Source organism: Streptomyces sp. NPDC012794, from assembly GCF_042901085.1.
Taxonomy (GTDB): Bacteria; Actinomycetota; Actinomycetes; order Streptomycetales; family Streptomycetaceae; genus Streptomyces.
In genome coordinates, this window is record NZ_JBIBCI010000011.1 from 145437 (window position 1) to 168703 (window position 23267).

General features: G+C 74.9%; 17 protein-coding genes. 5 read left to right on the plus strand and 12 right to left on the minus strand.

Translation table 11 applies throughout. The features are described 5' to 3' along the window. Positions 1–122 precede the first annotated feature (122 nt). From ACFY7H_RS21680 to ACFY7H_RS21690, 3 genes are all read left to right on the plus strand, one after another. The gene (locus ACFY7H_RS21680) at positions 123–1082 is read left to right on the plus strand and encodes a PLP-dependent cysteine synthase family protein (protein WP_388940254.1); all 960 of its coding nucleotides are present in this window, start codon (positions 123–125) and stop codon (positions 1080–1082) included. 85 nt (positions 1083–1167) lie between these two features. Then, entirely contained in the window at positions 1168–3726 is a 2559-nt protein-coding gene (locus ACFY7H_RS21685; protein ID WP_388940256.1) for an ATP-grasp domain-containing protein, read from the plus strand. Beyond that, a complete protein-coding gene (locus ACFY7H_RS21690; RefSeq protein ID WP_388940258.1) occupies positions 3723–4982 on the plus strand; it encodes an MFS transporter in 1260 nt (419 codons plus the stop codon). The genes ACFY7H_RS21685 and ACFY7H_RS21690 overlap by 4 nt, the downstream gene beginning before the upstream one ends. 115 nt (positions 4983–5097) lie before the next feature. Here the strand turns inward: ACFY7H_RS21690 and ACFY7H_RS21695 are convergent, their stop codons facing one another. Together ACFY7H_RS21695 and cynR are read right to left on the minus strand one after the other, a co-directional pair. Next, a complete protein-coding gene (locus ACFY7H_RS21695) occupies positions 5098–5337 on the minus strand; it encodes a DUF6296 family protein (RefSeq protein ID WP_388940260.1) in 240 nt (79 codons plus the stop codon). Next, positions 5334–6335 (minus strand): transcriptional regulator CynR, encoded by a 1002-nt coding sequence (gene cynR / locus ACFY7H_RS21700; RefSeq protein WP_388940262.1) that lies wholly within the window; start codon positions 6333–6335, stop codon positions 5334–5336. Before cynR ends, ACFY7H_RS21695 begins: the two co-directional genes overlap by 4 nt. 150 nt (positions 6336–6485) lie before the next feature. Here cynR and ACFY7H_RS21705 point away from each other — a divergent pair, with 150 nt between their 5' ends. After that, complete coding sequence (locus tag ACFY7H_RS21705) at positions 6486–6947, plus strand: hypothetical protein (RefSeq protein ID WP_388940264.1); 462 nt, start codon at positions 6486–6488, stop codon at positions 6945–6947. On the opposite strand, the gene ACFY7H_RS21710 is transcribed toward ACFY7H_RS21705, so the two are convergent. Continuing rightward, positions 6940–8268 (minus strand): amidohydrolase, encoded by a 1329-nt coding sequence (locus tag ACFY7H_RS21710; protein WP_388940265.1) that lies wholly within the window; start codon positions 8266–8268, stop codon positions 6940–6942. The two genes, ACFY7H_RS21705 and ACFY7H_RS21710, sit on opposite strands and share 8 nt — an antisense overlap. A 237-nt stretch (positions 8269–8505) precedes the next feature. On the opposite strand from ACFY7H_RS21710, the gene ACFY7H_RS21715 reads away from it, so the two are divergent. Then, the gene (locus ACFY7H_RS21715) at positions 8506–8679 is read left to right on the plus strand and encodes a thiazolylpeptide-type bacteriocin (RefSeq protein WP_007268044.1); all 174 of its coding nucleotides are present in this window, start codon (positions 8506–8508) and stop codon (positions 8677–8679) included. 147 nt (positions 8680–8826) lie between these two features. Here ACFY7H_RS21715 and ACFY7H_RS21720 read toward each other — a convergent pair whose 3' ends face one another. The 9 genes from ACFY7H_RS21720 to ACFY7H_RS21760 all read right to left on the minus strand — a co-directional run bounded on the left by ACFY7H_RS21720 (position 8827) and on the right by ACFY7H_RS21760 (position 23262). After that, on the minus strand, positions 8827–10788 hold the full coding sequence (locus ACFY7H_RS21720) for a TOMM precursor leader peptide-binding protein (RefSeq protein ID WP_388940267.1): 1962 nt from the start codon (positions 10786–10788) through the stop codon (positions 8827–8829). Further along, the gene (locus ACFY7H_RS21725; protein WP_388940269.1) at positions 10785–11540 is read right to left on the minus strand and encodes an ABC transporter permease; all 756 of its coding nucleotides are present in this window, start codon (positions 11538–11540) and stop codon (positions 10785–10787) included. The genes ACFY7H_RS21720 and ACFY7H_RS21725 overlap by 4 nt, the downstream gene beginning before the upstream one ends. Then, positions 11537–12505 (minus strand): ABC transporter ATP-binding protein, encoded by a 969-nt coding sequence (locus ACFY7H_RS21730; protein WP_388940271.1) that lies wholly within the window; start codon positions 12503–12505, stop codon positions 11537–11539. The genes ACFY7H_RS21725 and ACFY7H_RS21730 overlap by 4 nt, the downstream gene beginning before the upstream one ends. A gap of 102 nt (positions 12506–12607) precedes the next feature. Further along, complete coding sequence (locus tag ACFY7H_RS21735; protein WP_388940273.1) at positions 12608–13714, minus strand: peptidase M50; 1107 nt, start codon at positions 13712–13714, stop codon at positions 12608–12610. Then, positions 13711–14778, minus strand: coding sequence for a lantibiotic dehydratase C-terminal domain-containing protein (locus tag ACFY7H_RS21740; protein WP_388940276.1), 1068 nt, complete (start codon positions 14776–14778; stop codon positions 13711–13713). Before ACFY7H_RS21740 ends, ACFY7H_RS21735 begins: the two co-directional genes overlap by 4 nt. Then, complete coding sequence (locus ACFY7H_RS21745) at positions 14766–17543, minus strand: lantibiotic dehydratase (protein ID WP_388940278.1); 2778 nt, start codon at positions 17541–17543, stop codon at positions 14766–14768. Before ACFY7H_RS21745 ends, ACFY7H_RS21740 begins: the two co-directional genes overlap by 13 nt. A 30-nt stretch (positions 17544–17573) precedes the next feature. Beyond that, positions 17574–19121 carry a SagB family peptide dehydrogenase gene (locus ACFY7H_RS21750; protein WP_388940279.1) on the minus strand — a complete coding sequence of 516 codons (1548 nt, stop codon included), beginning with the start codon at positions 19119–19121 and terminating at the stop codon, positions 17574–17576. A gap of 48 nt (positions 19122–19169) precedes the next feature. Beyond that, positions 19170–21080 (minus strand): TOMM precursor leader peptide-binding protein, encoded by a 1911-nt coding sequence (locus ACFY7H_RS21755; RefSeq protein WP_388940281.1) that lies wholly within the window; start codon positions 21078–21080, stop codon positions 19170–19172. Then, positions 21070–23262, minus strand: coding sequence for a TOMM precursor leader peptide-binding protein (locus ACFY7H_RS21760; protein WP_388940283.1), 2193 nt, complete (start codon positions 23260–23262; stop codon positions 21070–21072). The genes ACFY7H_RS21755 and ACFY7H_RS21760 overlap by 11 nt, the downstream gene beginning before the upstream one ends. Positions 23263–23267 lie beyond the last annotated feature (5 nt).

A 23267-nucleotide genomic window follows, 5' to 3' on the forward strand; every position in this document is an offset into this window, starting at 1 on the left:
CCGCGATCGCGGGCGCGCGAGCGGCGCTCGAGTCCGGCCCGAGCCGGGCACCAATCGCGCGCTACCGCCTCTGGCTACTTTTCGGAGACCGACCGCACGCACAGCACCAAAGGGGTTGGCACGTGAACCACGCGCGCACCACCCGCCGCATCGCGGCATCATTCGAGGACCTCGTCGGCGACACCCCGCTGTTCCGCCTCCAGCTCGACGGCCTGCCCGACACCGCCCGCGTCCTCGCCAAGCTGGAGGCGGCCAACCCGCTGTCCAGCATCAAGGACCGGGCCGCCCTGTTCATGCTGCGGGCCGCCGAGGAATCCGGCGCGCTCCGTCCCGGCGCCACCGTCATCGAGTCCACCTCCGGCAACACCGGCATCGCCCTGGCCGCCCTCGCCGCCGCCCGCGGCTACCGCTGTCTGATCGTCCTTCCCTCCAACTCCTCCCGCGAACGCGTGTTGACCCTGCGGATGCTCGGCGCCGAGGTGGAGTTCACCGACCACGCCCTGGGCTTCGCCGCCTGCGTCGAGCACGCCGCGAAACTGCACGCCGAGATGCCCGGCTCCTGGTACGCGCGCCAGCACGAGAACCCCGACAACGTCCGCGCCCACTACGAGACCACCGGCCCCGAGATCTGGCGCGACGCCGGAGGCCGCGTCGACTACCTGGTGTGCGGGATCGGCACCGGCGGCACCCTCACCGGCTGCGCCCGCTACCTGCGCGAGGGCAACCCCGACCTGAAGGTGATCGCCGTCGAACCGGCGGGCTCCGCGCTGCTCTCCGGCGGCGACCCCGGCCCGCACCGCATCCCCGGCCTCAACGGCGGCTTCATCAGCCCCGTCACCGACCTGCACCTCATCGACGAGGTGATCGCCGTCGAGGACTCCGACGCCGCGGCCACCACGCGCGCCATCGCCGCACGCTCCGGGCTCCTCGTCGGGATCTCCTCCGGTGCCGCCGCGTACGGCTGCCTCGAACTGGCCCGCCGGCACGACCTGTCGGACGCGGTCGTGGCGACGGTGTTCCCCGACAGCGGCGAACGCTACCTCAGCTGGTGGCCGGAAGAGGACCCCGCCGGCCCGCGGTGAGGCCGGAGCCCGCCCCACCCCCCGCCCCTACCCGAGTACGAGCCCGGAAAGATATCCCTGCCGCCGCAGGGGGAGATGAGAGCGAATGAACCCCGAGCGCACCCTGCTGCTCGTCGGTGCGACCGACGAGACCGTGCGGAAGGCCCACGACCTGGGACTGAGCGTGCTGCTGCTCCAGCACCCGACCAAGGTCAGCGAGGAGCAGAACCGGCTCGCCGCGGCCGTCGAGGTCGTGGACTTCACCCAGTGGGAGCTGATCGAGCCCCTGGTACGCGCCTGGCACGAGAGCCCCGGCTTCGCCGCGTGCGTCTCCCTGACCGAGCCGGGACTCGAGAACGCGGGCCGGATCAACGACCTGTACGGACTGGGCGGGACCGGCTACGAGGTCACCGCCCGCATCCGGGACAAGGCCGCCATGCGGCGGTACGTCGCCGAGCACGACCCGGAGCACGCCGTCGGGGCCCAGTCCCTGAAGAGCCGTGAGGACCTGGACGCCTTCGGCGCCGCCTACGGCTTCCCGTTCATCGTCAAGCCCGTCGACGCCACCGCGAGCATCGGGGTCATGCGGGTCGAGGGCCCGCACGACGCCGACCGCGTGTGGGCCGAGGTCACCCGGCTCTCCGGCACCCGCACTGACCGGGTCTCCTCGCTGTTCGTCCTGAAGGACTTCCTGATGGAGGAGTTCCTGGACGGACCCGAGTACAGCGTCGAGTCCTTCAGCTTCGGCGGCCGCCACGTGATCGTCACGGTCACCGAGAAGTTCACCGCCGACGGCCACTTCGCGGAGCTCGGCCACGCGGTCCCGGCCCGGCTGTCCGACGCCGACGAGGAAGCGATACGCGACGGCATACGCGGCTTCCTCGACGTGATGGGCCTGCGCGACGGCGTCTGCCACACCGAGGTCCGCCTCACCGCCAAGGGCCCGCGCGTGATCGAGGGCCACAACCGGATCGGCGGCGACTCCATCCCCGAGCTGGTGCGCAGCGCCTTCGGCGTCGACCTGGTCACGCTCGCGGTGGCCCACCCCTTCGGCCTGCTCGAGGAACTCCCCGACCGGCCGCAGGCGCACGGCGGTGCCAGCGTGCGCGCCCTGATCGGGACGCCGGGCAGCCGGGTGGAGTCCATCGCCGGGATCGAGGAGGCCCGGGCCGCCGAGGGCGTCATCTCCGTCACCATCAGCGCCAAGCCCGGCGACGACGTCCGGGTGCTCCAGGACAACTGGGACCGGCTCGGCCTGATCGCGGTCGCCGCCGAGGACACCACCGCGGCGATCCGCCGCGGGGCCGAGGTGATCCGCGACGACATCCGGATCACCCTGGCCCGCCCCAACGGGGAGACCGTGCTCGCGCAGCCGTCCGAGATCGCCCCGCGCGAGAACCTGCTGATCCTGCACCGCAACCCGCTGGAGCCGTTCCCGTACCGCTCCTGGCTGCCGGACCACACCGGCGACATCGTCGTCCTCGCCGCCCGGGACAAGATCGAACTGGCCGGTGAGAAGGTGCCGGACGGCACCCTCGGCTACACCCGCCTGGAGATCTTCGACGACTTCGACGCGGAAGAGGTCGACGCCCGCGCCCTCGAACTCATCGCCGAGCACAACATCACCGGCGTGACCGCGCTGCACGAGGCGGACATGCTGCGGGCGGCTCGGCTGCGCGAGCGGTTCGGGCTGCGCGGCGCCTGGCACGACGACGTGATGCCGTTCCGCGACAAGGCGCTGATGAAGACCCGCGCACAGGCCTCCGGGATCGACGTGGCGGCCTGGGTCCAGGCCCGCACCGCCGACGAGGCGCGCGAGTTCGCCGCCGCCGAGGGCTTCCCGGTGGTGTTCAAGGAGCGCAGCGGCTTCAACGCGGTCGGCCTGCGCATCCTCCAGGACGAGGCCTCCTTCGAGGAGTGCCTGACGGAGGTGTACCGGGCCGGCGAGCGGGACGACGTCCTGCTGGAGGACTTCGTCCCGGGCCGCATGTGCCACGTCGACGGCGTGGTGCGCGACGGCCGGGTGGCCATGGCCTGGCCCTCGCAGTACCAGTACGACCTCTCCTCCTTCGCCTCCGACCCGGGCCCGCGCATCGACCTCACCCTCGACGAGGACGACCCGATCACCCCGAGGCTGCTCGACCTCGCCGAGCGGGTCCTCGCCTCGCTGGCCCCCGCCGGCTCCCGGCTGCGCGACCACGCCTTCCACATGGAGGTCTTCCACACTCCGGACGACCGCCTCGTCATGTGCGAGATCGCCTGCCGGCCCGGCGGCGCCAAGATCCGTGAGGTCTTCCACAGCCTGTTCGGCGTGCACCTCGGCGGGTACGCCGTCCGCGCCGAGGCCGGCCACGAACTGCACCCCGAGGTACGGCGCGGCGGTGACGCGGCCGGGCTGCCGAAGCCGCGGCACATGGCGGGGCAGCTGCTCATGATGAAGCGGCCCGGACTGGTGCGCGAGCTGCCCGCGGTGCCCGAGCACGACTGGCTTGCCGGATTCTGGCTCTACGCGGAGGAGGGCCAGGTCATCGCGCCCGCCTCGGGTTCCTCCGACTTCCTCGCCGCGGCCGTGGGCACCGCCCCGACCCGCGCCGAGGTCGAGCGTCGGCTGCGCGAGCTGGGCGAGTGGGTCCGCGAACACAGCGTGATCGGCGACGGGTCATGACGGGGGCCCGCCTGTCGGCGAAGACGCGGTACATGCTGGGCATGGTCGTCGATGCCACCGGCGCCGGCATGTACCTGCCCCTGTCCCTGCTCTACTTCCACCACGTGACGGGGCTGCCGCTCACCCAGGTGGGCACCCTGATGACGGCCGCCGCCGTGATCGGCCTGATCAGCAACCCGGCGGCGGGCGTCCTCATCGACCGCTTCGGGGCCAAGGCCGTCGTCACCGGCGGGTACCTGCTGCGGGCCGCGGGCTTCTGCACGTACCCGCTGGTGGACAACGGCTACACGATGTTCGCCGTGATCCTGCTGGTCGCGCTCGGCGACACCTCGTACCCGCCGGCGATCCAGTCGTTCATCGCCGAGTTCGTCCAGGGCACCGAGCGGGACAAGCTGCTCGCCGCGCAGCGCAGCCTGCGCAACGCCGGTCTGGGCGTGGGCGGTCTGGTCGCGGGCGGGGTCCTGGCCCTCGGCAGCGACGCCTTCTACTACGTGATCGTGTTCGGTACCGCCGCCGGGTACCTGCTGGCCGCCGCCTGCTTCGGCTCGATCCCGATCGCGAAGGCGGCCGTCCCGCCGGCCCGGACCTCCCGCAAGGGCGGCTACCGGCTGGTGGCGCGGAACCGCCCGTTCCTGGCGCTGACCCTGCTCAACGTGCCGACGGCGTTCGGCTACACGGTGCTCGCCATCGGCATCCCGGCGTACGTCACGCAGGACCTGGGCGCGTCCACCTCGCTGGTGGGCGTCCTGTACGCCGTCAACACGGTCGGGATCGCGCTGCTCCAGATCCCGGTCACCCGGGCGCTCGTCGCCTACCGCCGATCCCGTGCGGTGTCCCTGGGCGCGGCGGTGTTCGCGGCTTCGTTCGTGGTCTTCGCCGTACTAGCCGCGGTGGGGGACAAGACCGTCATCCTGATCGGCATCTTCGCGGCGACGGCCCTGTTCACGGCGGGGGAGCTGATGCACGGCGCCACGGCGTCGGCCCTGTGCGCGCAGGCCGCGCCCGAAGAGACGCGGGGCCGGCACCTGGCCGTCTACCAGCTTTCCTGGGCGGTGCCCAGCGCCTTGGCCCCGGCCGTCCTGACGGCCCTGCTCACGCTGTCGCCGACGGCGATGTGGCTGGTCCTCGCGGCGGGCGCGACGGTCTCCGCCCTGGGCGTCCTGCGGCTGGAGCCGAGGCTGCCGGAGGAGGCGGTGTACCCGGCTCCGCGTCAGCGCCCGGTGCCGAGCACGCCGGCGGAGCCCGCGGCGGCCTGAGCGGCCTGACCCGCCGGACACGCCCCGAGCCCCCTGCCGCCGCGGTGACGCGGCCCGGCAGGGGGCTCGCGCGTACCGCGGCGCCGGGGCGGGCGCGACGCCGGGACCGGGCCGGTCAGCCGTCGGCGTCGGGCAGCCGGCGCGTCGAGGTGGGGTGCGAGAGGGCCTGGTGGCCGCCCGAGGGGAGCATGCGGACCTCGCCGCGGTCGCTGATCTCGGCGCGGACGATGCCCGTGGCGTCGGCGTAGACCGGGTGGCCGCCCGGTCCCGCGGCATCGGTGCGCTCCAGGACCACGGTGTCCTCGCCCGTCCCGTCGCTGCCGGGAAACGTCAGCTCGTACCGTCGGACGCTCATGAGTCCATCGTGGGCCGGGCGAGCCCGCCCCGCCTTTCGACTTTGCCTTCACTTTGCACGGTGCGCCGGGCCCCTTCCGCGGCGCCCGCCCGCGGGGGCTGCTCCTCCTGCCCGGCGGGGGCGTAGCCCCGGGCCAGGGTGGTGAACGCGCGGGCGGCGGCGCTCTCGTAAGGGGTGTCCCGCCGGAGCAGGGTGACCGTACGCGGGGGCGGGGCCGGGGCCAGGGGGATCCGGGCCAGGCCGGGCTGCTCGCGGACGACGGCTTCGGGCAGGAGTGTGGCCAGCCCGGTGCGCCGTACGAGTTCGGTCAGTGCCTGGACGGAGTCGGCCTCGACCGCGACGCGGGGGCGCACCCCGTGGGCCGCGCAGTAGGCGTCCACGTGCCGCCGGGTCGGGAAGTCCCCGTTCAGCAGCGCCAGCGGACGGTCCGCCAGGCCGGCCACCGGCAGCGCCGCCGCGGCGGCCGGCGCCGCCGGGGTGGCGCAGACGACCAGGGAGAGGGTCTCGGTGAAGAGCGCGGTGGCCGCGATCCCCGGCAGGTGGGGCCCGGCGAACGCGATCCCGAGGTCGGCCCCGTCCGCGAGCAGGGCCGACTCCATCCGGTCCTGGGTCATCTCCCGCACCTCCACGGTGATGCCGGGGTGTGCCGTGTGCAGGGCGCCCAGCAGCGGGCCGAGGAGGTACGCGGTGAAGACGGGGGCCAGCGCCAGGCGGAGGTGGCCGCGCGAGAGGCCGGCGACGTCGTGGACGGCCCGCTCGGCGGCCGCTAGGTCCCGCAGCGCGCGGCGCGCGTGGTGGGCGTACGCCTCTCCGGCGTCGGTCAGCCGCACCGTGCGGCCGCCGCGGTCCAGGAGCCGCACGCCCACCGTCCGCTCCAGCTGCTTGATCTGCTGCGACAGGGTGGGCTGGGAGATGTGCAAGTCCTCCGCCGCGCGCGTGAAGCTGTGGTGCTCGGCGACCGCGAGCAGGTAGCGCAGGTGACGCAGTTCCAGGGCCATGGGGGCCACTATAGATGGCATCGATGGAAGTGACGGTTCAGGGCGCTTGCGTACTATGACACCAGGTCAGGCCGTGCTCGGGGTCTTGACCCGTCGGGAGGCCGCCCGGCACGCGCACTAAGATCGCTTACTCATTCGTGAGGGAGAAACATGCGCAAGATCATCACCGGCCCAGTCCTGACGGCGCTGACGGCCCTTCTGCTCACCGGCTGCGGCGGCGGCGCGGCCGGGGACGGGGGAGCCGAGGGGAAGCCGGCCGGCGCGTCCGCCGGGGCGCCGTCCGCCGGCAAGCCGAAGCCGTCCGCCGAGGACGCGGCGGTCAAGCACGAGGTCACCCTTGAGGTCCTCGGCACCGGCTCCACGCAGGTGTACTACAACCTCGAGACCAACAAGATGGAACAGGTCACCCTGCCCTGGAAGAAGACCGGCACGGTCACCCTCGCCACCGCCGCCGAGAAGCGCGCCGGCACCACGGTCTCCGTCGTCCCCGGTTCGGTGACCGGCGCCGACGGGCTGCTGCACGCCGCGGAGTGCGTGATCACCGTCGACGGCAAGAAGGTCGCCGACAACGGCGGCGGCAAGACCGGCATGTGCCGCTACGACATCAAGTAGCGGGACTCCGGGCCCCGTCCGCCCCCGCTCGCCGGGCCCCGTCACCGCCGCCCGTGCCGTCCGCGCCGGGCGCCAGGCAGGCCAGGGCCGCCGCCGCCAGCGCGTCGACCCCGGCGGGGAGGGCCGTGCGCACGTCCGGGGCGAAGTCCGGGGCGTGGTTGGCGGGGAGGGCCGCCAGCTTCCCGGCCGCCCCCTCACCGGGCGCCGCTGCCCAGGCTGCCGGTCCGATCACCCCGAGCATCCAGTAGGCGAGCCGTACCCCCCGCGCGCCGTGCACGTGCCGTCCCGCGTCGCCGAACAGCCCGAAGTCCTCCGTGGCGAGGGACGGCGGCCACATCGCCACCCGCTCCGCCCCCAGCCGCGCCGTGTGCGCCGCGCGCACCGCGGCCGTCGTGGCCGGGTCGGGGTGGGTGACGGGGGAGGCGCCCGTACGGACGATCTCCGGCTCCCGGGGGCAGCCCGAGGCGGCGCACTCGGCGCGCACGATCCGCTCGACGGCCTCCGCGGCCCGGGTGAGCGCGGCCTCGCCGGCCGCCCGTACGGTGATCCCCAGCTCGGCCCGGTCGGGGACCACGTTGGCCCGCTCGCCGGCCCGCAGCGAGCCCACGGTGACGGCGACCTGCTCCGAGGGAGCCGCCTCCCGGGCCACCACGGTCTGGAGCCGGGTCACGACGTGGGCCGCCGTCACCACCGGGTCCACGGTCAGGTGCGGGGCGCCCGCGTGTCCGCCGCGCCCGTGCACGACCACGCGGAAGGTGACGCTCCCGGCGGTCATGGGCCCGTACCCGTGCGCGACCATCCCGGCGGGCAGCGGGGCGGCGTGCTGCGCGAGGACGGCGTCCGGGCGGCCGACGCGCTCGTACAGCCCGTCGGCCAGCATCGCCCGCGCCCCCTCCAGGGTTTCCTCCGCGGGCTGTCCCACCACCACCAGCGTGCCCCGCCAGGCCCCGGGACCGGCGCCCGCCAGCAGCGAGGCGGCCCCGGCGGCCGCGGCCAGGTGGAGGTCGTGTCCGCAGGCGTGCGCCGCGGGGCCCTCGCTCGCGTACGGCAGCCCCGTGCTCTCCCGGACCGGCAGCGCGTCCAGCTCGGCGCGCAGCACGACCGTCGGCCCCGTGCCGCGGCGCAGCACCCCGGCCACGCCGTGGCCGCCGATCCCGCGCGTGGTCTCGTACCCGGCGGACTCCAGCCAGTCGGCGAACCGGGCGGCCGTACGCTCCTCCTCGCCCGACAGCTCGGGGTGGCGGTGCAGGTCCAGGTACAGGGTCGTCAACGGCCGCAGGAGCGGCGGGAGTCCGGGGAGCCCGGCGGCGGAGACGGTCATGACGCCATGCTCGGCCACCGGCCCGGCGGCCGGACTGTCAGAACGCTGACACTTTCTGTCAGGGGAGTGTCAGGGGATGGACGGGTGAAGTGAAGGCGCGACCGGTTTTCCTGGAAGGGCACCACAGGAAACCGGCCGGAACTCACGGACGGCACACCGCCGGTAGCACCGGAACCACCAGAACCAGCTGCGCCGACCACGCCGGCTGAACCGCCCGAACCCATGAAGGAGAGTCCCATGGAGAAGTCGCCGCTCGCCTCGCTCGCCGACGAGATCCTGGAGCTGGAGTCGGAGACCTTCGAGATCTCGGACTACTCGGACGCCAGCGAGGTCGTGCTCGCCGGTTCCACGAGCTGCAGCTCCACCTCGACCTGTTCCTCCACCACCAGCACCACCTCCTGCAGCGCCTGACACTCCTGGCGCGGCACCGCACACACCGGATGCCCCGGACCCCGCAGGAAGGGGTCCGGGGCATCCGGCACGCGTCGTGGCCCGCAACAGGGGGCCCCGGGGATAGGGGGCCCCGGGCCGCAGCCCGGGGCCGGAGGGGGCGGGGGGTCAGGGGAAGGGGTGCGGCACCATCCGGATCTCCGCGTCCGTCAACGGGCTCCCGCGCAGCCCCGCGCGCACGGCCGCCGTGCGCAGCCGGGGCATGTACGGGGCCCGCTGGCGCGACCAGCCGAAGTCGATCGGCAGCAGGCCCGGGACGATCGCGCACACCGTGCTCAGCCCCATCCGCCGCTGCTCCGGCGTGGTCTGGTCGACGACGATCACATCGTGTCCGGCGCCCGTCAGCTCCCGCACGCAGAGCAGCAGGTCGTCCCGCAGGTCGCCCGTCCTCGGACGCCCTCCCGCCTCCCACCCCGCGTACAGCTCCGCCATGGACCGCACGGCGAGCGGCTCGCGGTAGGTGCGCGCGTGCGGGGCCATCGCCGGCAGCCCGTACAGCTGGGCATGGTCCTTGAGGTGCCTGACCCGCCCGAAGTCCCGGGACATCTCCTCCAGTTCGTCCTGCCGCTCGGCCACCTGCCGGGGCAGGTGCGGGATGTAGGTGAGGACCTCCGACAGCGCGGCCTCCACCGCCGACGCCGGATCGAGCGCCGCGCCCGCGCCGAAGGAGTACAGCCCCGGCCCGCCGTCGCGCCGTACGGCCAGCCCCGTCACCACGGGCACCGCGAGGTCGATCCGGTTGTCGAAGGCGTGTACGTCGTACCCCTGGAGGGCCGCCCGGTCCACCATCATCCGCACCGCCGGCCCGGGCACGGTGTCCAGGTCGATCTCCGTCAGCCGCTGGCCGCCGTACCAGGCGAGCAGGAAGGCGTCCCGCTCGATCAGCTCCAGCAGGGCGCCCAGCAGCGCTTCCTCCGGGCAGCCGCCGATCGCACAGCCGTTGGAGCACTCGAAGACGAAGTTGTCGGCGGCCAGGCCCGCGCTGTAGTAGGCCAGACGCGCCGGGACCAGCACCGGCCGGTCGTCGCGCAGCGAATGCCCGTACACCCAGGGGATGGGCCGCTCGGGGTCGAAGGACGACACCATCGGGTCGTCCCGGTAGGTCTCGGGCGGGTAGAAGCCGCACTCCGCCGGGTTCAGGGCCCGTTCGCCCAGCTCCGCGTAGGAGGCGGTGAGGGCCTCGGCGCCGGTGCGCCGGTGCGTGCCCGCGTACCGCTCCAGCCCTTCCAGGAAGGCGAGGTCCCGGCTGGCGGAGAAGCTGTTGGCCTGCCCGCTCCAGGTGACGTCCGTCAGCCCCGCGTAGCCGCGCATGAACACGCTGCCCGCGACCGGGGCGGTGGTCGGCGAGGTCACGTTGATCCAGGTGCCCCCGCCCAGCACCCCGGTCACCGGATTGGCCAGTGCCTCCCGCGGCACCGGGTACGAGGAAGCCTCGCGCAGCCGCTGCGCGTCCGGGGCCGGCTTGGGCCGGGACGCGGGGGTGAAGGGCAGCGGCGCGGCGGCGGCCCGCGGCCCGCAGTCGGGGCAGAGCGGGTCGGCGGCCAGCGGGTACGTGCGCACCTGGAGGGTCTCCAGGTCCAGCCGGGACACCTGCGGCAGGGCCCGGTCGGCGGCCGCCGCGCCCGGGGCCCGCGCCTCGCCGCCGGCCGCGGCCGCGTGCAGGGCCGCCACCGCGTCCAGCACGTACGGCGACAGCAGGGGCCACTGAGCCGAGACGGGGGTGCGCGGCCCGCTCCCCGTCTCCAGCGCGTCCCGCTCGCTCTTGCTGCGCAGCCGTTGCCAGCGCATCGCCAGGCACTGCCCGCAGGCGGGGGCGGTGCCGTCGCCGCCCCAGGGCCCCAGCAGCACGGCCTGGGCGCCGAGATGGACGGTGGCGGCCGGGCGGACTGCGGCGAAGGGGTCGGCGGTACGCGGCCCGAGGGCGTCGTGCACCCCGAGCGTGACCACGTACGGCGCCGCCGCGCCCGGGGCGGCGGCCAGCACCCGCTCCAGTTGCCGGCGGGCCGTCTCCAGTGCGGTGCCGTCGGGGGCCGCGGCCGCCCGTACGGTCTGCGTCGCGGTAGCGGTCATGACTGGTCGCTCCAGCGGAAGGTCTTCAGCCCGATCCCGCCGAACAGGAGGGCGAAGCCGGCCAGCGCCGCGCAGCCCGTCCCGATGGCGGTGAGGGAACCGGAGCCGGTGAGGGCACCGGAGGCGGCGTCGTTGAGGTAGCGCAGCGGCAGCACCCGGGAGACCGACCGCAGCCAGGACGGCATCATGTCGAGCGGCAGGAAGGAGCCCGACAGGAAGGCCATCGGCACCATCATGCAGTTGGCGATCGCGGCGACGGCCTCGGGCGTCCTGGCGTAGTTGCCGACGATCACCCCGATCGCCATGAAGGCGGTGATGCCGAGCACCAGCGCGGGCAGTACCAGCGGCCAGCGACCGTCCAGTTCGAGCCCGAACCCGGGGAGCATCGCGACGGCGATGAACACCGCCGCCTGCACCACGCCGACCACGAGCGCCAGGACGTAGCGCGAGGCCAGCACCGTGGTCAGCGGTGTAGGACTGAGCCGGATCAGCCGCAGCAGGTCGTCCCGGCGCCACTGCATCAGGGTGAAGGCGATCCCGAAGACGGCGGCGTTGGCCACGCCCCACGACATCACGCCGGGCGCGATGTACGAGATGTAGGGGCGGCCGCTCTGCTCCACGTCCTGGCCGCTGAAGATCAGGCCGAAGACCACGAGGAAGAGCAGCGGGAAGGCGAAGGTGAAGAAGAGGGTGGCCTTGTCCCGGACCTGGGCCCGGTAGCCGGCGGCGGTCAGTGCCGTGTAGGCGCTCATGCGCGGGACTCCAGGGTGTGAGCGGGGGCGTGGTCGGCGGCCTCGGTGCGGCCGGTCAGCTCCAGGTAGACGTCCTCCAGGGTGGCCGTACGGGTCATCACGCCGTCGAGCCCGGTGAGCGCGTCGACGGCCTGGAGCACCTTGCCGGGGACCGAGGTCTCCAGGACCAGCGAGCCGCCCTGTTCGCTGACCCGCTCCACCCCTTCCAGCGCGGCGGCCTCGGCCCGGCCGATCCGACCCTCGGGGACCAGCAGCCGGGCCCGGGCGCCGGCGGCGGTGATCAGCTGGTGCGGGGAGTCCAGGGCCGCGATGCGGCCGCCGACGAGGATGGCCACCCGGTCGCACAAGGCCTCGGCCTCGTCGAGGTGGTGGGTGGTGTAGACGATGGTGCGGCCCTCGCCCTTGAGGGCGCGAAGCACCTGCCACAGGTCGCGGCGGGCCTGCGGGTCCAGCGCGGCGGTCGGCTCGTCGAGGAAGATCAGCTCGGGGTCGTGGACGAGGGCGGAGGCGATGGCGAGGCGCTGGCGCTGGCCGCCCGAAAGGTTCTCCACCAGGACGTCGCGCTGCTCGGTCAGCCCGACCACCTCCAGCGTGCGGTCGGCGGCGGCAGCGTCCTTGCGGTACAGCCCGGCCACGGTGGCGAGATGCTCGCGCGCCGTCTGCCGGACGAAGAACGCCGAGGCCTGCGTCTGGACGCCGATCCTGGGCAGCAGGGCCGTGTTGCGCGGCCAGCAGCTCTGGCCGAGGACCTCGACCGTGCCGGAGTCCGGCCGGCGCAGGCCTTCGACGATCTCGATGAAGGTGGTCTTCCCCGCGCCGTTGGGGCCGAGCAGGCCGAAGAACTCGCCGCGGCGCACGTCGAGCGAGAGGCCGTCCACGGCCTGCCGGTCGCCATAGCGCTTGCGGACCTCCCGGACGGAGACGGCCACGGGCGCGTCGGGCGGTGAGGTGCGGTCAGTTGTCATGGGCGTGCGGTTCCCTCGGTGTCGGAATCGGGTGGGGGACGAAGGAGCTGCCGGGGCCGGCGGTGGTCGGGAGAGCGCTGCCGCCCCGGCGGCTGACGGGGTTCAGGATCTGATGACGAAGATGGCGGCGGCCGTGAGCAGCCCGGCCAGGAGCAGGACCAGCACGGCCGAGCCGATCCCGTAGCCGAGGTAGAGCCGCCGGGCCCGTACCGGGTAGGCGGCCGCCGCGCCGCGGTCCCGCAGCCGCAGCCGCAGGTACGCCGAGCTCGCGGGCGCCAGCCGGGTCACGCGCAGCGCGTGCCCGAGCAGCGTGTAGCCGTCGAGCGGCGGCAGCGGGACGAGGTTGACCAGGGCCTGCGCGCTGCCGAGCAGCAGCAGCGCGCCCAGCACCCGGCGGGTGGGATCGCCCGCGGGCAGGGCCGCCCACCAGGCGCAGAAGGGCAGCAGGAACAGGAGGTTGGCGAAGGCGCCCGCGCCGGCGACGGCCAGCTGGTCGCGGCGGCGCGGCAGGTAGCGGTAGTTGTCGACCCGGCAGTACATGATCACCATCGGCAGCCGCCAGCGCAGCCCGATCTCCCCGACGGTGCCGCCCACGTGCCGGGCCGCGATGCCGTGCGCGAACTCGTGCAGGGCCGTACTGAGCCACAGCAGCGTCGCCACGGCCAGCAGGGGCACCGGACGCGACAGCAGCCACCCCAGATCGGCGAGGAGCCCGCCCGCCGAAGCGGCCAGCCAGCCCTCCATCGCCAGGAACACCACCAGCAGCGCCCCCAGTACCGCCGGCCGCAGCGCCGGCCGCAGGAAGCGGTGCAGCCGCGCCGTCGTGGCATCGGCGTCCGCGACCAGGCGCAGGGTCCCGCGCAGCAGGGTCCCGGTCCGCTGCGGACCGGGACCGGCCTCCGCCTGCGGGACCGGTCCGCCCGCCAGCAGCCGGCGGGTCCCGAGCAGCCCCAGCAGCTGCTGCCAGTTCCGCTCGCCCAGGCGGCGCCCGAAGGCGTGCCCGTACGCCTCACCGATCTCCGCGAGGCTGCGCGAGCCGTCGAGGCGCGAGACGAGGAAGTACTCCTTCGGGCCGATCTCGAACGCCGCCCCCGACACCGGGTCCTTGACCAGGTGGACCACGGCGGGGCCGTTCAGCAGCGGTGGTGACAGCAGGACCCCGGGCCGCAGCGCGGGCCGGTGCTCCAGCAGTCCCGAGGGGGCGGTCACGGCACGACCGTCCCGGCCGCCTCCGCGCCCTCGGCGGCCCCCTCCCGCAGCACCCGGCCGAGCAGGTGCGCCAGGTAGGCCTCGTCCCGGATGGTCACGTGCAGCCGGTTGTTGGTCATGTGCATGTACGGGGACAGCAGCAGCGGCAGCGCCGCCGCCGGATCCGTCACCCGTTCGTCGCGGCTCCCGTCCCAGGACCGGAACACCAGCTCCCCGCCCACGGCCAGGGCCTCCGCGCGCCGCCTCAGCTCCCGGCAGTGTTCCGCCCAGCCGGCGAGGAAGCCCGGCAGCCGGCCGGTCTCCCCGGAGCCGAGCGCCTCCAGCACCGCATCGAACCGCCGTCCCAGGGCGGGGCCGGTCTGCTCGTACGTCCGGTCGTACTCGACGGAGCCGATGAACCCGGTGCCGGGGAACGCGCGGTGCCAGAACTGGTAGTAGCTGTCCAGGTAGTCGCCGAGCTCCTCCCGGTCGGGCAGGAACACCCCCGCCATCACCATCATCAGCTGCGCGGAGGTGCCCAGCAGCACCGTCCGCAGGTGCAGGTTCATGGAGCCCAGGGCGTCCATGACGAGGTCGCTGGAGTGCGCGAAGTGCCACTCCGCGAGTTCCACCCCGGCCGGGCCGCCGTACTTGCCGTATTCGGGTTCGTACGGCTCGTAGGAGAAGGAGTTGTTGGGCCGCAGGTTCATCCGGCCGTCCTCGCCCATGAAGGCGGCCCGGTCCCCCTCGGGGAACTCGATGTCGAACAGGGTGTTGTAGAACTCGTTGAGAAAACCGGAGTCCACCTCGTACAGCGCGGGCCGGGCCTTCAGGAACGCCGACACGGCCTCCTCGGCACGGCGGCGCACCTCCGGCTCCGCCTCCGGGCTGACCGGCCGCAGCCGCAGCCGTACGTGCGGACCCTCCAGCCAGTAGTTGATGAAGAAGTGTCCCGCCAGCAGCCCGTCCGCCGTGAGGGAGGCGATCAGCGGCCGCACGCACTGCACCAGCAGCGGCTGCGGGTTGGCGGCGTAGAAGACGTGCATGGCCTGCCACGCGCCACGCGTCGGGGTCAGCTCTGGCATCGGGGTGCTCCCTCCGGGGTCCGGGTGGTCGTGGTGAAGGTCTCGACGGCGAGCTCGGCGACGTGCTCGCCGCGCGCCGACCGGGTGTGCAGGCCGCCCGGGTCCGGGAGCATCTCCCGGAACACGACCCGGTGGCCGCCCTCCCGCAGCAGCGGCTCGAAGGCCGCCAGCGACAACAGGCTGGAGAAGTCCACGTACTGCGGTTTCGCCCCGAGCGCGGAAGGGCCCGCCGACACGGTCGCGAACACCCGCTCCGGCAGCCCGTGCGCCCGGCGCCACCGCTGCCAGTCCAGGAAGTCCCCGGCCTCCCGCGCACCCCGCGCCGGCAGTTCGCCCGCCGTGGTGCTCCAGCTGCGCCGACTCAGCACCAGGTCCCCGTGCACCACCCGCGGCCGGGTGGTCACACCGCCCTGCGGGACGCCCTCCGGCACTCCCGCCCAGACGTCCAGCGGCGACATCGACGACGGCGAGAGCAGCAGCAGGGTGCGCGGTACCGCGGGCAGCGCGAGCGGCACCAGGTACCCCAGGTAGACCGGGATCACCTCCAGGCCCAGGCGCCGGGAACGCAGTACCACCCGCCCGGTGCCGGGCACGTGCTCCGCGTACAGGTCGTCCAGGCGCAGCAGCCGGTCCTCGGGCAGGGTGCCGCTCTCGCCCGGGCAGACGATCTCGTACTCGGTGAGCCGGCCGTGCAGGTTCAGGTTGGTGGTGACCGCGCCACCGGTGACCTCCGCGAACACCGCGCCGGGCGGCGTGACCGCGGCGGCCGTCGCGCGCAGCCGCCCGTCCAGCCCGTCCGGTTCCGGGTACAGGTGCGTGAACCGGCTGAAGGGGAAGGAGAGCCCGCCGTACGAGCGGTTGAGGACCGTCAGCTCCGCACCCGTCCGCGGGTCCCGCGCCAGCTGGACGTGGTGGCAGCGCGGTGCGAACCCGGGCACCACCGGCTCCAGTTCACCGGCGACGGCCTCGACGTCCTCCTCGGAGAGCCGCAGCTCACCGTCCCCGCCGTGCTCCAGGTACGCCGCCCAGTGCGCCCGCATCCGGCCCGTGAAGGCCCGCCGCGCCGCGTCCAGGGCCCGGATCCCGGGCAGGCCCAGCCAGTTCTCCTCCGGCACGTACTCGCCGCGCGCGTCGAAGGGCGTACGCCGCGCCGTGAACGACAGGTACTGGTCGAAGAAGTCCTCGTGGAAGTCGTGGACCAGGCCCAGCAGGTCCTCGCAGCGGCCCCCCTGGCCGTAGCGGGCCGTGAAGAACCCCTCGAAGGTGATCCGCTGCGCCACCGTCAGGTCGAAGGCGGGCAGGATCCGCTCGACCGAGCGCAGGGAGCCGCCGCCCGCACCCGGCTCCGCCCAGGCCGGGGGAGCCGCCGCCAGATCACGGCCCGCGCTCGTGTCCTCGTACACCAGCGTCTGCGGCAGCGGCGCGTCCGGCGGAGCGCCCAGCTCCACCTGAGCCCGGCGCAGGGCCGCGCGCAGACCGTGCAGGAGCTCGCGGCGCTCGGCGCGCCCGGCGAGCGGATAGCGCTCCAGCAGCCGGGCCGGCTCCTCCAGCAGCGCCGCCAGCTCATCGGCCCAGGGCCGCTCCAGACCGGACAGGGCCCGCTGGAAGGCGCGTACCGGATCACCGCCGTGCACCTCGGTGTCCAGGCACGGCACCCGCACCATCCCGAGCTGGAGCAGCGCCCCGATGTACGCCTCGCACTCCTCGGGGGAGGCCCCGTGCTCCGCCGCCAGCCAGTCGGCCAGCTCGTGGTGGCGCAGCTCCGGCCCACCACCGCCCGGCCGGTCCTGCGTCTGCCGCGCCCGCTCGGCGAACAGGGCCAGCAGCCGGTCCAGGGTGCCGCTGCGGCGCAGGAAGAACAGCCGGTCCTTGACCGCGTCGAAGGTCACGGCGGCCGTGTCGTCGCCGGCCGTGACCGAGCGGCGCACGTACCGGATCCGGTCGTCCTCCCGGCCCCAGCCCGGGGCCGGGCGCAGCGGCAGGTCCCGGCGGCGCACCGGGTCGGCGAGGATCAGCTCGGCGAGCCGCGCAAGAACCACCACGTTCAGCCGGACATGGCTGCTCCAGGTGTCCTCCACCCGGATCCCGTCCGCCCCCGCCTCCGGGGTGAACCGGCCGGTCGCCACCCCGGTGAAGGTACTGAAGGGACTGGTCTTGCAGGCGGTGCGGTAGAGGTACGAGAGCACCGAGCGTTCGGCCTTGCGCGCCCGGCCCGCCGGCTCCGCGCCCCCGGCGGTGGCCGCCGCGTACACGTCGAGCTGTCCCTCCAGCACCGGGGAGGCCAGCAGCAGGCCGTGCCGCAGCCGGTCGTCGTCCAGCAGCCCGCGCAGCGCGGCCCGGCCCCGGACGAGGTCTCCGGCGAGCAGTGGTTCCCCCTCGGCCAGCAGCTTCTCCAGCTCTCGGGTCCGCCGCAGCCAGAGCGCGAGCCGGTCGCCCGCCTCCTCCCCCAGATCCGCCACCGCCCGCAGGGCGGCCCCGGGATCGGCGGGCAGGCGCCCGTTGTGGATCTGGCGGCGCAGCCGCAGCAGTTCCCGCCGGTGCGCGGCGCCCGGCCCGCCCGGCTCCGGATCGGTCGCGCCGACCGCCCGGTGCAGTACCTCGCTCAGCCACTGCGCGTCCGCCCGCAGCGCGTCCTCGGCCGCGAGCACGTCGGCCGCCCAGCGCCCGGTGTCCCCGCAGCGCAGCGCGTCGGCGGCGGCCAGGGGCAGCCCGGCGACGCGCAGCATGAAGCGCTCGCCGGTGTGCCATTCGGTGGTGGTGTTCATCCTGGTCTTCCTGCTTCTCTCGTCGCCCGGTCAGGCGATCTCGTGGCGGAAGTCGGCGGGCCCCGGCCGCTCGTGGCCGAGGAGCATGATCAGCAGCGGTGCCTCGTCGGTTCCGGTCAGCCCCAGCCGCTCGGCGTAGGAGACGTTGTCGAAGCCCAGCGCCACGCCCGCGCCGAGCCCGTGGGCGGCGGCCGTGGTGTAGAAGGTCTGCGCGATCGCGCCGACGGCCGCCCCCACGAGGCGGTAGCCCCGGTCGCCCACCGCGTCCAGGACCGCCGTGGTCCGCACGGTCGGCACCAGCACGGCGCCCGCCTGCTCCAAGTTGTAGTTGGACAGGAAGTAGTTCGCCTGGAGGAAGGGCCCGGGCGGACCCGGCACCACCAGCCGCAGCGCGTGGGCCCCGGCGTCATAGGCGTAGCTGCCCGGTTCGATCCCCTCGACGTGGTTGACGAAGACGTACAAGGAGGTCAGCGAAGGCCCGCCTGGCCGTTCCGCCTCGCTGCCCGGCCGGGTCGCCGCGCAGTCGGCCAGCGCCGCCGCCAGCTGCTCCGCCGTCACCGCCCGGGTGGCGTCGAACCGGCCGAAGCTGCTGCGCCGGGCCCGCAGCGCGGCGGCCTCCTCCACCCCCGGCGCCGCCGGGGCCGGCAGGGGGACGGGCCGTCCGCCCCGCGGCGGATACGCGGCGGCCGCGTCCAGCACCCCGGGCGCCGGACGGTCCCCGGCCCGGCCGAGGGTCGCCACGTGGATCCGCTCCAGCGTCTCGAAGGCGAGCACGGTACGGGAGCGCTCCGCGTCCCGGTGCCGGACCTCCGCGCCGGCCGACGGAGCCGCCCCGCCGTGCCGCTCCGCGCCGCCCTCCCATTCCAGGGGGAGCACCGCGAAGACGCCCTCCTCCCCGGGGGCGGTGCCCAGCAGCCGGGCGAGCCGCTCCTCGTCGAACCAGAGCGCGGGCGCGATCCGCAGCCCGTACGCCCTCGCCCACAGCCGCCAGGTCTGCACCAGGGCGCCCACGTCCATGCTGACCGCGTGGAAGGAGAAGCTGTTGTACTTGAAGGAGTTCTGCCAGTACTTGACGCTCAGCACCAGGTACTGGGAGCAGCCCTCGTCCGGCCCGAGGCCCAGCGCCTCCCGCACGTCACCGGTGACGTCGCCGGTCAGCAGCCGGCGCAGCCCGTGCTGGTGCGGGGCGTAGTGGTACAGGCCCGGGGTCAGCGGCCCGCCCGCACCGGCCGCCCAGTACACGCCGACCGGATACAGGCCGCCGCCCGAGGCGGTGCCGCGCGACCAGTTGGCCTGCGTGTAGTGGGGGAGCGCGGCCAGGTCGGTGTTGGCCTGCACGCCCAGGCGCCGGCCGGTCAGCCCGTACGACTCCTGGAGCATCCCGGACAGCAGGGGCAGCGTGAACCCCGGTGCGGGACGCGGCCCGGCCGCCGGATCCGGCAGCGGCAGGGTCTCCGCGTCCGGGTAGTACTTCGCCTTGCGGGGGCGGTCGGCCCAGTCGGGCACGAAGTCCACGGGCTCCATGGGCACCCGTCCCCGGTACATGATGGCGCTGGCGTAGTCATGGGCGTAGCCCACGGGTCCTCCTCGGTTCGGGCGGCCGTGCCGGGCGAGCCGGCGGCCGGGTCAGGGGAAGGGGTGCGGGGCCGGGTTGAGGTCGGCCGGCTCCAGGTCGCGCTCGCGCAGCCCCGCCTCGCGCAGGGCCGTACGCATGCGCGGCATGCCCAGCGCCCGCTGCCGCGACCAGCCGAAGTCGATCGGCAGCAGCCCCGGCACCAGCACGCTCACGGTGTGCAGACCCAGCGCCCGCTGCTCCGGCAGGGTCTGGTCGACCACCACCACGTCGAACCCCCGGGCGGCGACGGCCTCCACGCACCGCGCCAGGTCCTCGGACACGTCGTCCGACACCCCCTCGGGCCCGAGCAGCGAGGACACCGGCCGCAGCGGACCCCGCGAAGGCCCGCGCAGCAGGAAGTCGGCGTGGCGGCCCATCTCCGGCACCCCGTACACCAGCGGGTGGTCGTGCAGCGCGGTCACCAGGCCGAAGTCGGCCGCCATCGCGCGCAGCCGCTCCTCGTCCCGCTCGGTGCGCCCGGGCAGGTTCACCGCGTCCGTCGCGATCTCGCACAGCGCCGAGTCCAGCGCCGACTCCGGGTCCAGCCCGGCCCCCGCCCCGAAGCACATCCGCCCCAGGCCGCCGTCGAACCGCTCGGCGACCGCCGTCACCACCGGGATCGGGAAGCTGATCCGCGTGTCGAAGAACCGCGCCCGGTACCCGTACAGGGCGAGCCGGTCGACCATCGCCCGCGTCGAGGCGCGCCCGCTGGTCGCCGGATCGATCTCCGGCAGCGGCTGCCGCCCGTACCAGGTGAGCAGGAAGGCGTCCCGCTCGACCACCTCCATCAGCCCGAAGTAGGCGGCCTCGGCCAGACTGCCGCCCGACGCGCAGCCGTTGGAGCTCTCCTGCACGAACCGGTTCTCCAGACCCGGCGCGTGGTAGTACGTCAGCACCTCCGGCACCAGCCTCGGCTGCCGGTCCCGCAGCGACCACCCCCACACCCAGGGGATCTCCCGGTCCGGATCGAAGGGCCGCACACGGGGGTTGTCCCGGTAGAAGGCCTCGCTGTAGAGGCCGACCCGGCGCGGATCGACGGCCTCGGCCCCGAACCCGTTCAGCGAGCCGGTGACGCTGGTCGTACGGGAGCGCGAGCGCATGCCCGCGTACCGCTCCAGCCCCTCGAGCACCCCGACGCGCGCGCTGCGGTCGAAGGAGTCCGTGTGGCCGCCCCAGAACGTCTCGCGCAGGTACTCGCCGGAGCGCATCGAGAAGCAGCCGATGGTCGCGGAGGTGGAGGTCGAGGAGATGTCCTGGACCAGCGAGGGCCCCAGCGCCCCGCACAGCGGGTTCGCGAACGCCGCCACGTCGAGGGCGTACGACTCCACGGGCCGCGTACGGAACGCCCCCGGCCGGTACTTGGGCGCCGGCTCGGGATCCAGCGCCCGGGCCGCGTCCGCCTCGGGCGTCCCGCACACCGGGCACTCGGGATCGGGCACCAGCGGGTACCCCCGCACGGCCCCGCTCCGCAGGTCCAGCACCCACACCCCGGGGAACACCCCGCGCGCCGGACCGGCGGTGCCGGAGCCCGCCGAGACCACCAGCGCGGCCAGCGCGTCCGCCGCGAAGGGGTGCGCGTACGGCCAGCCGCCCACCGCCCGGGTCTCGCCGCCCAGCTCCAGGGCGTCCCGCAGCGCGACCGACCGCACCGCCTGCCAGCGCCGCTCCAGGCACCGCGCGCACCCCGGCCCGTCCGCCGGGAAGGGGCCGACCACCGCCTGGTGGCCGTAGAGCGCCACCGGGACCGCACCCGCCGGAACCTCCCGGTCCGGGGCGGCGAACGCGTCCCGCAGCCCCAGCGCCGTCACGGCCGGCGGCGGCCCGCCCAACGCGGCCACCGCCCGCTCCAGCAGCGCCGTGAACCGCCCGGCGGCCTCGGCCCCGAGCCCGTCCGCCACCGCGGCGGAGCCGCTACGCGTCATCGCCGGACTCCCGGACCGCCGCCGAGGCGAGCAGCACCCGCACGGTGTGGATGCCCACCCCGGCCAGCTCCGGCGACCCGGTCGGCACCGCGTACGCGTCGAGCCCGGCCACGGCGAGGCGTTCGAGCACCTGCTCCCAGGACGCCCCGGGCCCGGCCGCCACGGGCGCGGACGCCGCACCGCACACCGCCAGCGCGCGCGGGTCCAGATCGCGCAGCAGGGGATCACGGCCCGCGTCGGCGCCGTCCACCGCCCCGTACTGCGCCGCGCCGAGCAGCTCGCGCAGCGCCGCCACCGCCGCCGTACGCCGGTCCAGGCCCTCGCCCAGCGCCCAGCGCTCCCCGGCGCGCGCCAGCAGCACCTCCACCCCGGACCGCCGGCCCTCCCCGAGGTCCAGCAGCTCCGGTTCCAGCTCCAGCCGGTCCGCCGACCGCAGCAGGAAGACCAGTTCCGCGTCCTCGCCGTCCCGGTCCGGCAGCGGCACCCGGTCCGCCGCCGCCCCCCGCACCGCGCGCAGCAGCGCGGCGTGCCCGAGCGCCGACAGCAGCCCGGCCGCGGCGGCGTCGGCGGGGGAGGGGCCGGCCCCGGCCCCGGCGCGGGTGCGCTCGAAGAGCCGCTCGGCGTTGTGCGGGCCGAACGGCCGTACCGCGCCCGCCGGGACCAGTACGGGCTCCTTCGTCAGCAGGGACACCGCACACTGGTACGCGGACGGCTCGCCCGGTATCCCGGAGGCCGTCGCCAGCCCCGCCGCGGCCACCGCGCCCGGCTCCCCGCCGCCGACCACGTCCCGGGCCGGCACCACGTGCTCCGCGTACACCAGCGCCGCCGCGTCCAGGGCGCGCATCCGCGCCCCCGCGACGTGGTGCACGTCGAACGCGGCCACGGTGCGTGCCTCGCCGTGCCCGAGGCCCAGCTCGACCACCCCGGCCTTCAGCGGGATCTGCGTCAGCTCCTCGTCCGCGTACCGGGTGAACACCCCCGCGTACGGACGCACCACGGCGGAGCGCCGGTTCAGCTCCTCGACCAGCTCGTCCGCGTCCCGGGCGGTCTCCAGCGTCGGCAGCGCGGGCATGCCCGAGGCGCCGGCGGCGGCGAGGTCCAGGGGGGCCGCCTCCGGCTCCCCCGGCGTGCAGAACGGGCAGCGGGGGTGCGGGAAGAGCGGCTCGGCGGTGACGTCCAGCGAGGCCGTGTCCTGGACGAGGAGCCGCCCGGCGGTCTCGGCCGGCAGCGAACCGGAGGTCGCGCGGAACACCTCGTACCCGAGCAGGTTGCCGATCATCGCGGCCAGCGGCCGCCCCGGCACCGGGCCCTGCGCGAGCGGTGCCTCCGGCAGTGCCAGCGCGCTCCACAGCGCGGCCGCTGGGGCCCCGCCGCGGGCCGAGCCCAGCCGCAGGGCCGCGCAGGACCAGCAGCCGGCGGTGCCGTGGGCCATGAGCGGGCCGACGACGGCGTCGTTCCCGTACGACCAGGCGGGCAGCAGGGTGCGTCCCTCGGGTATCCCGGCGCGCAGCAGCGGCAGCAGCCGGGCCGGAGCCGCCGCCCCGCCGGTCACCACCACGAAGTCGTACCCGTCCAGCGCCTCCCAGCCGAGGGGCTGTCCGGGCAACGTACGGACCTCCACCGGGCAGCCGTCGGCGACGGCCTCGGCCGCCTCGGCCCGTACCTCGTCCGCGTCCGCCCCCGGCGGCAGGCCGACGGTGGCGCAGCCGTTGCGCACCAGGCTCAGCGCGCACCAGCGGGCCACGGCGTCCTCGCCCAGGACGGCGACCCGGGTTCTGCGGAAGCGCAGGAAGCGGGTTTCGGCGTCATCGGCGTAGTGGTCGGCGTAGGCGATCTGCGACGCGAACCTGCGGGCCACGTCCGCCGACGGCGCGGCGGCCGGCTCCGGCGGCGCGGACTCGGCGACGGAACGGGCGAAGTCCCGTTCGTACAGCGTCTTGACGAGTTCGCCGACCATCGCGCGCTGCGCGTCGCCCAGCCCCCGGCAGAGCTCTTCGACGGTGTGCTCGCCGGTCAGGTGCGGGACGATCAGCGTGGCGAACCGGTACGCGGTGCGGGCGGTGAGGCGGAACCCCCCGTCGGAATTGTGGAAGAGCACGCCGTCGGGCGTTTCGGTGAAGAGCACGTCCCGGCGGATCCTGGGGCGTGTCGCGGCAACGTGCTGGTAGCTGTCCAGGGACATGGAAC

Bases quoted from the DNA above. Each gene is read 5' to 3' on its own strand.
- ACFY7H_RS21685 (WP_388940256.1), top strand. From the start codon at position 1,168: ATGAACCCCGAGCGCACCCTGCTGCTCGTCGGTGCGACCGACGAGACC.
- ACFY7H_RS21690 (WP_388940258.1), top strand. From the start codon at position 3,723: ATGACGGGGGCCCGCCTGTCGGCGAAGACGCGGTACATGCTGGGCATG.
- ACFY7H_RS21695 (WP_388940260.1), bottom strand. From the start codon at position 5,337: ATGAGCGTCCGACGGTACGAGCTGACGTTTCCCGGCAGCGACGGGACG.
- cynR (WP_388940262.1), bottom strand. From the start codon at position 6,335: ATGGCCCTGGAACTGCGTCACCTGCGCTACCTGCTCGCGGTCGCCGAG.
- ACFY7H_RS21705 (WP_388940264.1), top strand. From the start codon at position 6,486: ATGCGCAAGATCATCACCGGCCCAGTCCTGACGGCGCTGACGGCCCTT.
- ACFY7H_RS21710 (WP_388940265.1), bottom strand. From the start codon at position 8,268: ATGACCGTCTCCGCCGCCGGGCTCCCCGGACTCCCGCCGCTCCTGCGG.
- ACFY7H_RS21715 (WP_007268044.1), top strand. From the start codon at position 8,506: ATGGAGAAGTCGCCGCTCGCCTCGCTCGCCGACGAGATCCTGGAGCTG.
- ACFY7H_RS21720 (WP_388940267.1), bottom strand. From the start codon at position 10,788: ATGACCGCTACCGCGACGCAGACCGTACGGGCGGCCGCGGCCCCCGAC.
- ACFY7H_RS21725 (WP_388940269.1), bottom strand. From the start codon at position 11,540: ATGAGCGCCTACACGGCACTGACCGCCGCCGGCTACCGGGCCCAGGTC.
- ACFY7H_RS21730 (WP_388940271.1), bottom strand. From the start codon at position 12,505: ATGACAACTGACCGCACCTCACCGCCCGACGCGCCCGTGGCCGTCTCC.
- ACFY7H_RS21740 (WP_388940276.1), bottom strand. From the start codon at position 14,778: ATGCCAGAGCTGACCCCGACGCGTGGCGCGTGGCAGGCCATGCACGTC.
- ACFY7H_RS21745 (WP_388940278.1), bottom strand. From the start codon at position 17,543: ATGAACACCACCACCGAATGGCACACCGGCGAGCGCTTCATGCTGCGC.
- ACFY7H_RS21755 (WP_388940281.1), bottom strand. From the start codon at position 21,080: ATGACGCGTAGCGGCTCCGCCGCGGTGGCGGACGGGCTCGGGGCCGAG.
- ACFY7H_RS21760 (WP_388940283.1), bottom strand. From the start codon at position 23,262: ATGTCCCTGGACAGCTACCAGCACGTTGCCGCGACACGCCCCAGGATC.